Annotated in this window: 21 protein-coding genes; 9 read left to right on the top strand and 12 right to left on the bottom strand. The window is 39.6% G+C overall.

What is annotated here, in order from left to right; genetic code table 11:
- The first annotated feature begins 2 nt into the window (after positions 1 to 2).
- Positions 3 to 215 carry a hypothetical protein gene (locus tag AC504W_RS29275; RefSeq protein ID WP_494874801.1) on the top strand — a complete coding sequence of 71 codons (213 nt, stop codon included), beginning with the start codon at positions 3 to 5 and terminating at the stop codon, positions 213 to 215.
- A gap of 24 nt (positions 216 to 239) precedes the next feature.
- Here AC504W_RS29275 and AC504W_RS29270 read toward each other — a convergent pair whose 3' ends face one another.
- Positions 240 to 1,097 (bottom strand): sulfurtransferase, encoded by an 858-nt coding sequence (locus AC504W_RS29270; RefSeq protein ID WP_494874802.1) that lies wholly within the window; start codon positions 1,095 to 1,097, stop codon positions 240 to 242.
- A gap of 295 nt (positions 1,098 to 1,392) precedes the next feature.
- Positions 1,393 to 1,587: a hypothetical protein gene (locus AC504W_RS29265; RefSeq protein WP_494879885.1), complete on the bottom strand. Its 195-nt coding sequence runs from the start codon at positions 1,585 to 1,587 to the stop codon at positions 1,393 to 1,395.
- Positions 1,588 to 1,771: 184 nt separating this feature from the next.
- Here AC504W_RS29265 and AC504W_RS29260 point away from each other — a divergent pair, with 184 nt between their 5' ends.
- Positions 1,772 to 2,077 carry a hypothetical protein gene (locus tag AC504W_RS29260; RefSeq protein ID WP_494874804.1) on the top strand — a complete coding sequence of 102 codons (306 nt, stop codon included), beginning with the start codon at positions 1,772 to 1,774 and terminating at the stop codon, positions 2,075 to 2,077.
- A gap of 281 nt (positions 2,078 to 2,358) precedes the next feature.
- Here AC504W_RS29260 and AC504W_RS29255 read toward each other — a convergent pair whose 3' ends face one another.
- The 10 genes from AC504W_RS29255 to AC504W_RS29210 form a co-directional block, all read right to left on the bottom strand.
- The gene (locus AC504W_RS29255; protein WP_494874805.1) at positions 2,359 to 5,841 is read right to left on the bottom strand and encodes a plasmid replication protein, CyRepA1 family; all 3,483 of its coding nucleotides are present in this window, start codon (positions 5,839 to 5,841) and stop codon (positions 2,359 to 2,361) included.
- A 425-nt stretch (positions 5,842 to 6,266) separates the two neighbouring features.
- Entirely contained in the window at positions 6,267 to 6,566 is a 300-nt protein-coding gene (locus tag AC504W_RS29250) for a hypothetical protein (RefSeq protein ID WP_494874806.1), read from the bottom strand.
- Positions 6,567 to 6,964: 398 nt separating this feature from the next.
- On the bottom strand, positions 6,965 to 7,153 hold the full coding sequence (locus tag AC504W_RS29245) for a hypothetical protein (RefSeq protein WP_494874807.1): 189 nt from the start codon (positions 7,151 to 7,153) through the stop codon (positions 6,965 to 6,967).
- Between the two features lie 33 nt (positions 7,154 to 7,186).
- Positions 7,187 to 7,441 (bottom strand): hypothetical protein, encoded by a 255-nt coding sequence (locus tag AC504W_RS29240; RefSeq protein WP_190675770.1) that lies wholly within the window; start codon positions 7,439 to 7,441, stop codon positions 7,187 to 7,189.
- A gap of 144 nt (positions 7,442 to 7,585) precedes the next feature.
- Positions 7,586 to 8,206 carry a Uma2 family endonuclease gene (locus AC504W_RS29235; protein WP_494874808.1) on the bottom strand — a complete coding sequence of 207 codons (621 nt, stop codon included), beginning with the start codon at positions 8,204 to 8,206 and terminating at the stop codon, positions 7,586 to 7,588.
- Positions 8,207 to 8,492: 286 nt separating this feature from the next.
- Positions 8,493 to 8,843 (bottom strand): hypothetical protein, encoded by a 351-nt coding sequence (locus AC504W_RS29230; RefSeq protein ID WP_494874809.1) that lies wholly within the window; start codon positions 8,841 to 8,843, stop codon positions 8,493 to 8,495.
- Between the two features lie 185 nt (positions 8,844 to 9,028).
- On the bottom strand, positions 9,029 to 9,274 hold the full coding sequence (locus AC504W_RS29225) for a hypothetical protein (protein WP_190968759.1): 246 nt from the start codon (positions 9,272 to 9,274) through the stop codon (positions 9,029 to 9,031).
- Positions 9,275 to 9,439: 165 nt separating this feature from the next.
- Positions 9,440 to 9,748: a hypothetical protein gene (locus tag AC504W_RS29220; protein WP_494874810.1), complete on the bottom strand. Its 309-nt coding sequence runs from the start codon at positions 9,746 to 9,748 to the stop codon at positions 9,440 to 9,442.
- Positions 9,745 to 9,867: a hypothetical protein gene (locus AC504W_RS29215; protein WP_494874811.1), complete on the bottom strand. Its 123-nt coding sequence runs from the start codon at positions 9,865 to 9,867 to the stop codon at positions 9,745 to 9,747. The genes AC504W_RS29220 and AC504W_RS29215 overlap by 4 nt, the downstream gene beginning before the upstream one ends.
- Positions 9,868 to 9,995: 128 nt before the next feature.
- Positions 9,996 to 10,193 (bottom strand): ribbon-helix-helix domain-containing protein, encoded by a 198-nt coding sequence (locus AC504W_RS29210; protein ID WP_494874812.1) that lies wholly within the window; start codon positions 10,191 to 10,193, stop codon positions 9,996 to 9,998.
- Between the two features lie 244 nt (positions 10,194 to 10,437).
- Between AC504W_RS29210 and AC504W_RS29205 the strand changes: the two genes are divergently transcribed.
- The 7 genes from AC504W_RS29205 to AC504W_RS29175 all read left to right on the top strand — a co-directional run bounded on the left by AC504W_RS29205 (position 10,438) and on the right by AC504W_RS29175 (position 15,230).
- Positions 10,438 to 10,803, top strand: coding sequence for a hypothetical protein (locus AC504W_RS29205; RefSeq protein ID WP_494874813.1), 366 nt, complete (start codon positions 10,438 to 10,440; stop codon positions 10,801 to 10,803).
- Positions 10,804 to 10,806: 3 nt separating this feature from the next.
- Complete coding sequence (locus AC504W_RS29200; RefSeq protein ID WP_494874814.1) at positions 10,807 to 11,460, top strand: hypothetical protein; 654 nt, start codon at positions 10,807 to 10,809, stop codon at positions 11,458 to 11,460.
- A gap of 81 nt (positions 11,461 to 11,541) precedes the next feature.
- On the top strand, positions 11,542 to 11,736 hold the full coding sequence (locus AC504W_RS29195) for a hypothetical protein (RefSeq protein ID WP_494874815.1): 195 nt from the start codon (positions 11,542 to 11,544) through the stop codon (positions 11,734 to 11,736).
- A gap of 65 nt (positions 11,737 to 11,801) precedes the next feature.
- The gene (locus AC504W_RS29190) at positions 11,802 to 11,993 is read left to right on the top strand and encodes a hypothetical protein (protein ID WP_494874816.1); all 192 of its coding nucleotides are present in this window, start codon (positions 11,802 to 11,804) and stop codon (positions 11,991 to 11,993) included.
- Entirely contained in the window at positions 11,986 to 12,645 is a 660-nt protein-coding gene (locus AC504W_RS29185; RefSeq protein WP_494874817.1) for a hypothetical protein, read from the top strand. The genes AC504W_RS29190 and AC504W_RS29185 overlap by 8 nt, the downstream gene beginning before the upstream one ends.
- Positions 12,642 to 13,577 (top strand): hypothetical protein, encoded by a 936-nt coding sequence (locus AC504W_RS29180; protein WP_494874818.1) that lies wholly within the window; start codon positions 12,642 to 12,644, stop codon positions 13,575 to 13,577. The genes AC504W_RS29185 and AC504W_RS29180 overlap by 4 nt, the downstream gene beginning before the upstream one ends.
- Positions 13,578 to 13,737: 160 nt before the next feature.
- A protein-coding gene (locus tag AC504W_RS29175; protein ID WP_494874086.1) for an ISNCY family transposase occupies positions 13,738 to 15,230 on the top strand; the annotation gives its coding sequence in 2 pieces (ribosomal slippage) (positions 13,738 to 14,629 and positions 14,629 to 15,230; 1,494 coding nt in all).
- Positions 15,231 to 15,256 lie beyond the last annotated feature (26 nt).

The following is a 15,256-nucleotide window of genomic DNA, read 5'->3' as shown; positions in this document are numbered from 1 at the left end:
CCATGACCAACATCCACAACCTCGGCATGACCGATACCGAGTATGCCCAGCTACTAACCCAAGGCTACGACCCCAACCTAGAACGCCAGTTGATAGAACTGGGTGAAAGTCCAGAGCAAGCCAGGAAACTAGCGCGAGTAGTGGGACTGACACAAGACAAGCCACCACAAACAGATCAGGAGTGGGAAGAGTTTATGACAGTTTGGGAAGATTAGCTTTAGGGAAAGCGATCGCCCTCGTCACTGCAAGACTTTGCTATCAATCGGTAGTGAGAATTCACGAGACCATTCATTCCAAGAACCAAAATAATTTCTGGCATCAATTCCTGCCACTTCCAGAGCAATCAGAGTATTCGCTGCTCTAGAACCTTTAAAACAGTAGACGTACACAATAGACTCTGAAGTAATACCTACTGACTGACAAATTTCTAAAATTTCCGCTTTTGAGCGAAACATGGAGATTTCCGATTCAGAATTCATAAACCGATGCCATTCTAACCATACAGCGTTGGGAATTCTACCTTTGCGAGGACAAAAATCAACTGCATAGGGCGAAGAACTCAACCCAAGCCATTCAGGGCGATCGCGCACATCTAATTTAATAATTGCTGGATTGTCAATTGCTTGCAACATCTCGGCGGTAGTCACTATCATCTCAGCTTTAGGATGCAATCTAAATATGCTGCTTTCACGTAATGGTATTTCATCAGTTACAGGTAATTCCGCCCTCAGCCATGCTCTATATCCTCCATGTAAAATAGATACCTGAGTGCAACCCAAATACTTTAGTAAGAAAGCTGCTCGACAAGATTGACCATAACCTTTATTTAAAGTATCTTCATAAACAATTAACCGTTCTGCACCCGATATTCCCAGTTTGCTCATAATTTGTGCAAAATACTCTTGCAATTTTTTTAATCCGGCTGGGGAGGAATTCTCTAAAAGATAGGTAAAAAAATCTCTAATATTTATGGATTTAGGAATATGAGAAATACTATAATCTTCTGGACTTCGCGTATCGATAATGACCGCCTGGGATGACTTTTGGGCTAACAAAGACATGAGTTCTTGAGGAGAAATGAGGAGTTGTGTATTCACGCTTTCATGCTTCTGTTATCGTACCATTAGGCATTATCGCGCTCGGTTGATTTGCGTTTTGGAATGCAAATCACAGAAGAATGAATGTTGAATGTTACGAGAGAACTTTTGTAGCTATGTTGTTTGAAAATTGACCAAATCAATACAAATAAGCTTGCGCTTTTGGTCATCATTTTAGGTGTAATGCGATCGCTCAAATTCTTTAGAGGATGTTTGGAAAGTCAAAAAAGCTCAAGTAACGATATTCTATCAGCAGATAAAAATGCGACAGTGTGATTATGTGTTTTATCTATACCTAACTAGTATGAGAAACGCTATATAATTGAGTATAGTAAGCATATAATTCTGCCATTTCACATTCGAGTTCCCAGGATAAATGTTTAAAGTCAGGTACATTCTCTTCTAATTCGCGCGAGTAGGTGCTTGGTTCAACGCTAATTATCTCTGTTTCTGGACTTACCTCAACAATATAATTCATTCTAGAACACATAAGCATTCCTGCTGTTAAACATACTTTTTTCTAGTTATATCTTCCTTCTGAAAATTTCATTATTTAAAGTCACTCAAATTTTTGTAAACAAGTTTATCAGTTTTAATATAGCCATTGTAGACTTTAAGATATTTCTAATATTGAGTTATATTTTTTAAAGTTATTAGTTGTAGGCTGGGATAATATGGATATACTTGATGGGCTTTATATTCTGAATGAAAATAAACAACCTGTTGCACCAAAAAGTCTTAATCAATGGTCTGATTGGCGGAAAGATGAGAAAAATATACAAGTAGCTTTAGATACCTTTTCTTGGGGAAGGGTATCTACAATTTTTTTAGGAAAGGATTTTTCTAATTTCCCTAATCAAGAACCACAGCTTTTTGAAACTATGGTTTTTGGAGGTGAATACAGTGGTAAATTCTGGAGATATTCAACTTGGGAACAAGCGGTTGCTGGACATCAAGAAGTGTGTATGATAGCTATTTGAGCTTATTTGTGAAAAAAATCTAAACTTCTAAGAATAATCCTAAACTAAAAAAATATAGTTGTAAAATTGGTAACAATTCAGCAATAATTTTTTCTTAATATGGCAAGAATTAAGCACTCAGGAGCCAAGATACAGAATAGAAAATTACCTAAGTATAATTAATAGTTTGATTTCTCAACTTACACCTAGTTTTTCTCACTATTATGACGAATGTATTATTAAAAATTTTCTCATTTTAGTTTTAAAGAAAAGCAATGACAGTTCATGACTTAACTGCACTTTTAGACGGCGGCAGTAACTAACCAATCGCACATCACAGATTTACACCCATTTGCAAAATTAACAGCCACCATGCAATGCCCTAAGTATCCATTCCAAAATGGCTCACCCTCAGCCACGCCGACACTCTCCCCAATTTTGTCAACCATCTGTTGATAAAATTCCCCTGCATCTTCTAGACCTTGTTGTAATTTTAGCTTTAACCCAGTCCACAGCTTTGATTGGTTGGCTGTCTGTATTTCGCTATTATGAAGCGATTCAATATTGTCAGGCTTTATTGGGTGTTCCATACCCAAGTGATTTTTATATATATAAGAAATACTATGAGGGTGTGGAACGCTATCAAATGCTGATGGTGACACAGTTGAGAGAATTTCTGGAGTTGGTGCTGTTTGGGCAGGTGTCAGATGTTCTTGATGTGAATCACTGTTTTGGATTGCTGTTGCAAGTGCTTTTTCTATGACTCCTGCCAAAGTTGGTGTTGGGGCCAGTTTGTCTATGTGAGCCATGATTGCTTGTAGCATTTCCCAATGCTGGCGATTTAGTCGATAAACATGACCTTTTTTGCGAGTTTTTGTACTTTCGCGCTCAATAGACAAGGTATCCAGAATTGACCCAAGTATTGCACTATTGCTGACTTTAAATGAGCCATTCTCGCTTTTCTCTAACGAAACTGTAAATCCTAGTAGACGTTTAATACTGTCTCTATGCTCTCGTGCTAGGTCTGCCACTGCCACAACTTCAGAAGAATTATTGGTGTACCTCCATCCTTGAACCAGTTTCTCGATGATTTCAGGAATACCTAACTCATGAAGTAATTGCCGCTTTGCTGCATAAAAACTCTGGTCGCCGATATCTGGGTTATATTGGCGATCTGTGAGGTCGTAAGCTACAGCTGTCTGCTCGTCACCAAGCAACACTTTCAGCATTTTTGCACCGCGAGTCAGGTTCTTAGTACGTTGCAATTTGACAATATCCTCTGTAATCTCCAGCCCAGTGTCCCGGTGCAGCCGTGTTTTTTCTAGTCGGTTACGTTCTGTGCGGTTGAGGTTGCCATTGTTGATCATGGCTTTCATAAATTCTGCCTCACTCATTAGTTCTGCCTGGGCAATCGCCTGATCTTGGGCCGATTTTATTTTTTGTTTCTGTACTAGATAAAAGTTACCCTCATTAGTAGTCATTGGTTGCTCATCGTGGTCGTTTGACTCAATTTTCAAGGTAAAACCAGCATCTACCAATAAATCATGTAACGTAGCGGAGGGATTTGCAAGACTTGCATTCGCACGAGCAATAATGCCTAGCTTGTGTTGAATCCAGGGTAAATCATCAGGGCTAATGTCACCTTTAGCAGTTGGTAAAATTCCCTGTTCTATTAAGGGGCCTATTTGGTCAATTGATACAATTAATTTATCGGTATCTTGCACATTTTTCAATAAATCTGAAAGTAAAATATCCTGATTAATTTCTAATCTTCTACGTTTGGGATTTATCCAAACTGTTATTTCACATTCGAGACGATAACGAAAAAGCATTTGAGCTTGATCCGAAGCACTCAAAACATCACCAGAAAAGAAAGCATAACATTTTTTAAAGTGGGGCTTCTCAAAACTTAATGCTGTTCCCATTGTCATCGTATAACCTAGTATTTGATAATCTGGATAAATTTCATCAGCTTTTTGAATTAATTCTTTAATTCCTGGTTCATTACTGTTATCACCATGAGCAAAAAACATAGATTTATCAGGAATTCCTGCTGATAATAATTGCTGTTCAATGGCTAATAAATCTGTTTTATTCTCACAAGGTATGATGATGTTATGACCAGCTTTGGCAGCATTAATTAATCGAGTTAGCACTTCATCTTTATATTTATTACAGTTAAAAACTATTGGTTGACGATTAATTCCTTTTTTGCCTTTATGGTGAATAATAAAAGCTAGGTGATTATCACCGCGTACTTGTTCAATATAGTTTAAAGTTTCATCACATAAATCACGGTCACTACCAATGACATAAACAGCATTTTTTATCAGCCATTCTAGCTTAACTCGCGCTTTTACTCTTAGTGTACCTTTCAGGTTGCTATTAGTTTGAATTGACCTCAAAACCTGCTCTATTTCATCAAGAATTAAGATAAATGGTTCGTCTTTAGTCCATCTTTGGGGGTCAAACATGGCAGCTAAAGAGATATCTGTAATAGCTAATCTAGGAGCAGATGTTACACCTAATTGTAAATCTTTTAATTCGTGATGATGGAAGCAATCAAACTTAGGAGCAGTGTTAGAAAGTAAGGCATTTAAATGAGCGACTTGGATAATTTTATGTGACCACTGCCGACACCAAGCACTTAGTAAAAAGCTTTTACCTATACCCCAATCACCTTTTATACCAATGATTCCCGGCGGTATACTTTGAAGTTGAATTGAAGGGAGAAACCCATTTTCAATGCTGATTTGGGCAGTCCGCGTCAAGTTAAATTTAGCAATATGCTGACGTTGAATTTCGTATTGGGCTTTCGGGTCTTTTTGCCAAAATTCTTCTGTTTCTTGAGCAACTTCATTTGTAACTACTACGGTATCCCTGCAAAGTGCTATTTCAGTGTTGAGTGCTTGAAGTAACTCATTGTTTGGTATTACTTTTGCTGCAACCCAATCAGCAATGTCACCACCAGGAGGACACTGCGGCCATAATCTTAATGGGTCAATTACAATAAAAGGAAGCTGAATCTTAGCTGCTGCAATTGCCAACTTTTGAGCCTTTTTCCGACCCGGTTCGTCATTGTCGGGGAAATACACAACACCAACAACACCGCAATCTTTAATTTCTTGCAGCCCCAGCAAAAGCAATTCATCAGACCAGCTACCACCCTGGAAAGTAAAACTCACTAATTGAAGAACCGAACGAGTAATGTCAACGCACTTCTCACCCTCGTTTCCTAATACCCATTTGCCTGCACCAAAGGAGCGTATTTCATCAATACGGTAAGGATGCCAAGTTTCATCTCCCTTGCCTTTCTCTACTTCACCATCAGCAGTGCGGTGGTGAGGTATTGTTATCTTACTACCGTCTGGCTTTTCAATTCTCAGCACCCACTGATTAGGAGAATATGGGTAGGTGATTTCAAAATTTCTACCTCTGGTCACTCTCTTAGGTGGGCTAACTGGATGCGGTAACGTGGAAAGTGCGATCTCGCCTTTTGGTATTGGTGCAGCAGCTGGTAATTTTGGCGTTTGTGCTACACGCTGAAGTTTTTTATTGATATGAGGAGGGTGTAGAACAGTTCCACCTATTACTTCCGCCCAAGGGCGAATAGCTTCTCTGATATCAGAACTCGCGCATTCCTGCCCCCAACAGTGATACTTGCCGCTTTTGGGGTCAATTGTCAAGCTGCCTTCGCACACCGGACACACATAACGGTGCTTACCTTTTTTGGGGGTCAGCCGATCTATAAAATTTCTAATGTCGAACTGCTCTAAGGAGGTCATAGTTTGACCCCCTTTGTTGCGATCGCTCTAACTTCTAAGCACTCGTTACCATTAATTTCAATTGTTTTCTCTTGTAGCACTTTCGTATACTCCGATAATGTTTGCGTTCATCGGAGCTACCCAGTTTTATCGGGTGTTGGGTCTGATACTAATTCGCAATTCACAATACTTCGGCTGCGCTCAGTACAAGTTCGCAATTCAAAAACCAAGATGCAGCAAAGCTTTCAGAGTTTGCATCTGGAGCAGATTTCTCGTGAAATGGTATTCCTCCCATTACCCGGATTTCGGGCGAAACTAGCTCTTGCTAAAACCAATGAGGTTTTAACTATGCTAATTTGCCCACACTATGCAGACATTGTTACACTCAAATTGCTATAATATGCGGTTTGCTACTTTTTGAGCAGATGATGTCTGCTGATGGGTAGCTAACCGATTTCCTGTTGTCTGTTTTGATTTTCAAAATGCAACTGGCCGTCAGATATATTCACAGATGATGGCGGTTTTGCTGTGTTATTAATTCCTAAAACTTGTTGCACGAATCTCCATACTTGACTTTGGGTACTTCTAATAGACTTTTGATGCCAAGCATGAGTTAAAAAGGCCGGAGAGTAGGAAAGAATTTTCTGCAAATTCTTTTCCCTTTGCAACTCTGCATCTTCGTGTTCTTCTGGCCTGTTGCTTCTGGGGTTAATGGAAGTGAGTATTAACTTATCTTTATAAGTCAAACAACTATCTTTAAATTTACTTATGAAGATAGTTAGATTTGTGAAATTTAGCATTGGTAAATGACCACATTTAGGGAATTTTGTAACAATTTGATGCACTTTTTTTTGAGAACACAAAAAAAAGGGCATAGTTGACCGCCCCTTGTGGTAACATTGCCTCAAGGGTGGAGTCATGGTGGAGCATGAAGCATGGTAGAGTCCAGTAAAGTCCTCTAGATTCGTAAGCCTTTATTAGCCATCAAGATTAGGTTTCATGACCCTCGCAAAGTCTTTTCGCCTATCTTTTTGTCTAACGGCCCCCTTAAATTTGATTGCCTGAATATTATTGTTTGCCTAGCTCATCCTCCATTTGATATAGGTTGGTATCAGCTTGGTGAAAAACCGATGTAAATAGGTTATCACTCTTCATATCTCTGTCCAAAAAAATTTTTCGATACATTGTCGCTTGTTTCCTTCGATTCTTCACTCTTGCCAATGGAATCGGCGTATAACCGAGTAGCCTTTGGCTGATGAAGTTGGATTGTATATTTTTCATGATCACAAGCCACTGCCACCGTTGCGATCGCACCAAGATTTAGGATTTCCATTTTTGGTCAGCTTGCTGAAGATTTTAAGCATTTTTACTTACCAGCCTCTAGCATCTTAGCGACTGTCTGTGAGTCAAATTGATTCAAAGAGTCCACTAATTCCTGAAACCGCCGATATTTGTCCTCTGCCCATTGGTCGGGGGTGTACCCTAAAACCTCACAGAATTTGATGTAATCTGTGCGCCAATGAAAATTTCCTAAAAGAGTCTTAAAAGAGTCAGCAATACCCAAGGATTCTAAGCTGAGGTTTGATTGCTGCTCGGTAGTGTTATCCTGTAAATTTTCCATATTAAGAATTGCGATCACGTGGGTTTACAAATGTTGACTGAATCAAGAAAAAGTAAGAAATGGAATGCGTAAAAATTAGTTACATAAGCTGGGAGCAAGGGTAGTAGGAGCTATTACTGTTCACACTCTTGTGTGCAGTCGAACCTATGTTAGTGGGCTGGCAGATTGAAAAATCTGTTCGGCGGTCAGATTCAATTCGGGAAAAGTTAGAGATTCCATGCGATCACTGTCTCTAAATTGAGTAACTTGGTACTCACCATCGATTAATTGATAAATGGATATAGTAGGCAGTTTAGGATTGCCGATAAACTTTCTAGCGCCTATAGCAGCGTAATCTATAATCCAATATTCAGGGATACCTATAGCTTCGTAATCAGCTAATTTTTTGTAGTAATCATCTCGCCAATTACTACTAACAACTTCAACAACTAATGGAATAGATGCAGACTGAGATACAGTCGATTCCTTTTTCCATAAAGGCTCATTCACCAAATTTGGTCGATTGATGATTAATATGTCTGGTGAATAAGCTGATTCACCTTCAGGTGGTTTGACTAATACAGTTTTTGGGATGTAATAAGGTAAATTTAAACGCTTGATATCAGCAGATATTTCTAGTGCTAAAAAACCCACAACATCTTCATGGTCGCCCGTTGGTTGTGCCATTTCAACAATCACGCCGTCATGTAATTCATATCTTGTGCCTTCAGGTCGCCACGCTGCAAAATCTTCAAAGGTTACTAGTTTACGTAAGGCTTGAATCATAATTTATTGCCTTTAGTAGTCGTTTTGCTCATGCCGTCTTTTCGTTCTCCTGTTTCATCTTCCTGCTTCAATCATTTTGGCGATCAGCGATCGCAGTGAAAATTGGGATAAATTTACGAATCGGTATCAGTGTTGTTGCCTTAATCATCAAGCGCGATCGCCTGTCTTGATAATGATTTATCGAATTAAGAAAAAGTAAGAAAGATGGTGAGTAACATTTAGTTACATTAGGTGGTAGTAGAGGATGCGGTAGCCATTACTGTTCACCATAGATGCGCGGTCGAGCCTAATTCTGTGGGTCAATTCTGGTTAGCTGTAATAAAATTGCCCCAAGCTGGTTTAACGCCGCGTTAGTAGTGCGCTGATTCTCATCAAAATTTAGTTGATGTTGTTCAAAATTTCTTTGTAGCACTTCTGTATTTTCTCGTAATTCAAGTAACACATCATTGAGAATTGCATCTCTAGTAAAAATATTCTGTGCTGTACTGAGTAAACTCTCTAGCTGTTCTTGGGTGTTGTTTTGCCGTTGGGCTAATTCTGCCAAAATCACATTAGTAGTTGCCTGTTGATTTACAATACGCTCTAGCGTGGATTCGATATGGTCTAGGCGGCTTGGTTGTTCTGGTGTGTTGGTCATGCTGTTTCTTTGCTCTGACTGGATTCACGTTCAGCTACATAGTAAAGCTGAGTAAAACATCTTTCATGTTTTTCCCTTCCCTGGCTACGACAAGTAAGAAAGATGGTGAGTAACATTTAGTTACATTAGGTGGTATTAGAGGATGTGGTAGCTATTACTGTTCACCCTAGATGCACGGTCGAACCTCATAACCCACTGCCACCATTGCGATCTCGCAGTATCCGCAAGATTTCACGAACATCATTTTTTAGTTCTGCTAAATCTGCCGTATGAGCATTCAATATTTGGGTGTGTTCTGCCTGGACGGTGAGAATTTGAGCGATCGCCACTTGGCTAGTGCCGATTGTACCTGTAAGTAATTCCAGGCTGCTGACCCTTTGAGCTAGGGCATCTAGGCGTGAGTTGATATCGTCGATTTGGGCTTGTGTCATGCTGGTTTTTTGTTCTCCTGTTTCAATCAACCACAGTCTTGACAGTAAAACCTTTGCTACATTTTTGAATCAAAAACCATCTTTTTGACTCTTTATCTAACGCTGGTAAGATTCGGAAATTAAAAGCGGTAGCCATTACTGTTCACCCTAGATGCTCAGTCGAGCCTAATTCTGTGGGTCAATTCTGGTTAGCTGCAATAATATTGCATTCATCTGATTCAGTGCGGCGTTGGTAGTGCGCTGATTTTCTAAAAAATCTCGCTTCAATTCCTCATGGCTGTCCCTCATTTCCAGCAGTACATCATTTAAAATTGCGTCCCTAGCAAGCACAGAGTTTACATTACTGGTCAAATCATCAATGTTGGCTGTTAAGTCAGCGATAGCTTCCGTATTGCTGGCTTGCTGGGTAGCTACCCTTTCTAAAATCGCTTCTATTCGGTCAAGTCGGTTTGGCTGTTGCGGTGTTTCCGTCATTTCCCTACCTCAATCATCAAAGCGATCGCCTCTTTATCAAAGCGCCCCAAATAATTAATTAACTCTTGAAACTGCTTGTACTTGCTTTCTGTAAAGTTATCTGGGGTATAACTTAGCACCTCACAAAAATTTACATAGTCAGTTCGCCAGTGGAAATTATTGAGTGCAGTGATAAAGCTGAAAGCTTTATCTAGTGTTTCAGGTATTACCTCTGGCTTATCGGTTTGTTAGTTTCCTGGTGTTTCAGTTATGCTGCCCCTTTATCTTTATCAGGTGAAGGAGATTTTTTTAGTAGGTTACGTGCCTCTAAAGCTTCCTCAACCAGAATCGCTGTCATTTGGCTTTGGGAGCGTCTTTCTGTGCCTGCCAGGTTTTTGATGAGTTCATAGACTTCATCACTTAACACTACATTCACTCTTCCACTCATTGTGTTATCCACGTTCATCACTCTACCTCATGATACGCCTTGTTATTCATAAATAGTTTGACACACATTGCACAATCTGTGTCATAAGATGTATGATGTCACAAGAGGTAATCGATCAGCAACCAGCTACTAATTAGTGTCCGACGAGTACCCCAAAGAAAAGTACTGCAAGGGGTTTAGCGATTTGACGCTAGATTGTGCTGCTTAATTTATCGATTATTAGCTAATTAACTACCAATTCATATTTATTGCTGTATGACCGATGAAACCTAGACGTTGTAAGCATTCCACCGATTTAGATTTATTTATTGAATTTCCAGCGACCAAAACACATTTAGCCAATTTGTTGGGTGTAGCTCGTTCCACCCTTTGCACTTGGGAAAACATAGCATTCTGGCGTATTGAGTCATTTCGTAATGCTTACCCCAAAGCCTATGACGGAACTATTGACAGAGAATCACCCCTAAGCCCTTACCAAGCCTGGGTTTTAAGTCGTGTAGGGCGGCTTATGGCACAGCTTAGACGTTCTGAACGGGTAAAAGGGTACATCTTGAAAAATCAGCAAGATTTTAGTCGCTATCGCTATCAACAGGCATTCCAGCAAATCCAATTAAAAAAGGGAGCGTAAATCATGCCACGCACAGCTAAATCAAAGCCCACACCAGTACAAAACACAATTAGCATTCAAGATGCTGTTAACCAACTAGGAACCAATGAACAAGCCCTAAGACTGGCATTGATAGACATTCGCCCGGATGACTTCGACACAGTGAAAGCCTTACCAATGCTGGATTTTGAGGCAGTTGCTAAGAAAATCGAAACTTCCATACAGCCACAGTTGCCAGCACATAGCGAAAATTTAGAAAGCCTTGAAACGTCCACACTGCAAGCATCACAAACAGCCACAGAAAAGCCACAAAATACCCTATATGTACCCCAGCCCCCGCAGCAACAAATAACCAATCCTACCCAATCCCCAATACCTAATACTGGCTTATCTCTAGTTGAGCAGTTAGCCAAACAAGCTAGTGAGGAGATAGCAGCTGTAGATGCGATCGCTCAAGTTAAAAATCAGTTGATCATTAATAACTTGGCTATTCGCCAAAGCGAGTTAACAGAAGCCATCAACCAAAACTGGCAGTATCAAAAACAAGAGTATCTGGGAGCGATTAGAGATTTAACCAGCTTGCGTAAACAACCTGTAGAAGTCACACCAGATGAAACCAACCTACACCAAGAAATTGATGAGATTATCAACGAACTGGGAAAGAACCTCATCGTATGACGACCAATGTTTTACTGTTGCCCTTTGACCTTTTGAACGGACTACTAGAGAAGATTTTTAAGTTTATTTATTGAGTGCAACATGAATACTCAACCACTGCCAGAACTGATTGCACAGTCACAGCAACTACTCACTCAAATTCGACAACACCCGCAGTTTAAAATTTTGCGCTTTGACTGTGATGTGACTATTGGAGATGTTTGTCAATTTTTCAATACGCTCCAATACTCGACTACTGACTTAGATGTATCGAATCTTGAAAGTTTTAACGAATAGATATTAGGGTTTAAGCTCTCAAAAAAATTGAGAGCTTGAGCATCAGATACACCTTAATCTTAACCATGAATGATGACTTAAATCGCCAAATTGAAAACGCTAAAACTGATGAGGGTGAACTCAACGAAGTATTAGAAAAATACGACTTAGATGAGCAATTAGCGCAGGAATTTAGCGACATAGACAAAGCATTCCGCCAATTAGAAATTCGCTACCAATCCTTAGTTAACGCAAGAAAATTCTTAAACAATGGCTAAAATCGACACCACTAAAGCAGCTGCTCAAGCCGTAGCTGAAAAACTTGCCAAAGGTAAAAGCACAACGGGCGCAACTACTACTAGCACTACTACCAATGCTGTGACCACAGATAGCCGCATCCCTGGGTTACTGACTGTTCTCCCTGAAATGCTCCCAGCAATGATTCCAGCATTTCACCCAAGCAACTATCACATCGCTGACCCGCTTAATCCTCCTGAGAGTCTACCCCAAGCTACACAAGCCCAATTAGATAAGGGGATGAAAATTTACGAGGGCGCGACACGAGCGTTAAAACTCACCGGGGCAGCATTCGACCTCACACGCGAGAAGTTTACTGTAGTGGGTAAACACGCTAAAGCTTTCGGTGCTGGCATCCAGGCAGCTACAGAGCTTGAGAAAGTTAAGGGTAATTACCTTGATTACCTTAATCAAAAAGAGGTTACTGACCAAAAATCTGTGACTTTAGATGTGTCTAAGGTTCGTACAGTTACAGAAACTAACATCGCAGTTCATAGTAAAGATGAACTCAGCCAGAAGCTAAAACAAGCCGAATTAAAAGCCGAGGAATCAAGATTAAAAACTGTTGAGACTGAGGGTAAAATATCAAGTTTTAAAGCTCAGTTAGGTGATTATATCGAGGTGAAAAAATGATTTCACTATACTTTGGCTTAGGTGCAATTTGTGGCGGTTTTGTTACTTACTTAGTTGCTGATAGTAAATCACAAAAAGAGATTAGAAAGGTTGCTAAGGTTGCCAAAAGTGCCAGCAATAACCTTCACAGTGTAATCAATAAGTATGAAGCCTCCAAAGCTCAAACAATTAAATTAAACCTTGAATTAGAAGCCTTAAAAGATGAGCTAAAAGAAGCCAGAAACACTATCAATTCGTTAGGTCATGCCAAGATTGAAAATAGTGTAATGGTTGCTCACCTAAATTCTAAGTTAGAGGAATATCAAGCTAAACTAACTCAAATTTTTACCCAATCCCAGAAAGATAAACAACGAATTGAGTATTTAGAAACTGAGATTGAGCAATGGGAAGTTAATTTTAAATCTCAGGTTGACATGGAAGCTAACAAACGCTTCCAGCTTGCTAAACAAACCGAGTTAGAGAAAATTTACTCTGAGCATGATTCTATTACCTCTGAAACAATGCAGTTGTTTAGACGGCTGCAAAATTGGGGTGAAAAAATAGCTCATGGTCATACCTCCAAAGCTGAAATTATCAAAAGTTTAGCCAGTGGTTACAATCAAAACTTAGATGAAGTCAGCAAGGCCATAGCCTCTGAACGTCAAACTTACCTTGAGCAAATTGAGTTACTCAATGAGCGCATAGCCCAACTGCAACGAGAACTGCAAGGAGATTTATTAGAACCCCAGTATGGTGATTTTGGTTTTGATGCGTCAGGACGCATAGCCAACGCGATCGCCTCTTGGCTATGGTTTCAAAAACAAATACCTCTTTTAGTTACGGGCATAGAGGAGACTGACGGAGTAATAACAGCTGGCTACTCTTATAGTCGGTCAATTTCACCCCATGCCCTCGCCAAATTAATCAAAGATTGCTCATCAGAAATAACCTAGTGTGGTAAAACTTACTAGAGAAGAGTAGAACTCCTGTAATCTTGACCTTGTAGCGAAATAATGGTGCAAAAACTTGGCAAGAAAAAGTCTAAAACCAGAGGCAACATCGTTTGAAGTACTCGATTGTGTTCAAAAAAAATGCCCATCGTGCGGTCAACCAATGTGGAATGAATACAATAATCCTCGACATATAAGAACATTAAATGGGGTAGTAGAACTACAGCTAAAAATTCGGCAATGTCACAATAAGTCATGTCTGCGGTACAAAAAAGCATATCGACCAGAGCAAGAAGGGTCACTCGCTCTACCACAAAATGAATTTGGTTTGGATGTGATTGCTTATATAGGAGCATTACGCTATCAGGAACATAGAAGCGTTCCCCAAATACACGCTCACCTTGAATTAAAAGGTATATGTATAAGTAAACGAACGGTCACGCACTTAATTGATAGATATGACGAGTTACTTTCTTTATGGCTAAAAGACCATAAAAGATTAAAAGCAATAGTGGCTAATCAAGGACGGGTGATATTAGCCATTGATGGGATGCAGCCAGAAATTGGACATGAGGTCTTATGGGTAATTCGAGATTGCTTATCAGGAGAAATCTTACTTGCTAAAACCTTATTATCATCAAGAAATGAAGATTTAGTGGCGTTATTATTAGAAGTAACTAATACTTTGGATGTACCAATTGATGGAGTTGTTAGTGATGGGCAACAATCAATTCGCAAAGCTGTTAGGTTAGCATTACCTAGAATTGCTCACGGTTTATGTCATTACCATTACCTGAAGGAAGCAATTAAACCCATATATGAGGCTGATCGACATGCAAAAAAGGAATTAAAGAAAAAAGTTAGAGGATTACGAGAAATTGAACGTAGTGTTACCAATGAAACTCAGGAAATGGCAACTATTATCGAAGATTATTGCTCGGCAGTACGTAGTTCTATAACTAATGATGGTCATCCACCATTAGAGGCATCAGGATTAAAGTTACAAGAAAATTTGACATTGATAGAGCAAAGCTTAGAACGGATGGAAAAAAAAGTGCTTTAACTCCACCTTTAGTCAACCTAAAACACCTGATAGCTAAGGGTTTATCTGCGACTGCATCTTTATTTTCACCTGTGAGGGTTGCATATCAGTGGGTTGATAAAGCTAGTGATATTCTCAATAATAAAATAGGTCTTAATGCTGCTGGTGTCAAACAAAGTTATCAGCAACTATTAACAGAAATGTCCCAACAAAAGCAGAAAGCTGGTACGCTGAACACTGCAATCGATAACTTTATAAAAACCACTCATAGCTACTGGTCTGGACTTTTTCATTGTTATGAAATTGAAGATTTTCCTAGAACTAATAATGACTTAGAACACGCTTTTGGTATGCTACGTCATCATCAACGTCGTTGCACTGGTCGTAAGGTTGCCCCCTCATCCCTTGTTATTCGTGGCTCTGTCAAACTTGCCTGTGCGATCGCTACTAAACTTCATTCTTTTACCGCATCTGATTTAGCACAAGTTGATATCGTTACTTGGCTCGAATTACGCTCTCAATTACAAAAACACCACAAAGCCAGAATTGAACAATATCGATTTCGCCGAGACCCCAAGGGTTACTTGGCTAATTTAGAGAGTCGTCTTCTCTAGTAAGTTTTACCACACTAGGAAATAAC

It is taken from the genome of Nostoc sp. C96 (assembly GCF_059384975.1).
The sequence above is the reverse complement of the archived record's forward strand: the minus strand, read 5'-3'. Positions and strand labels throughout refer to the sequence as shown.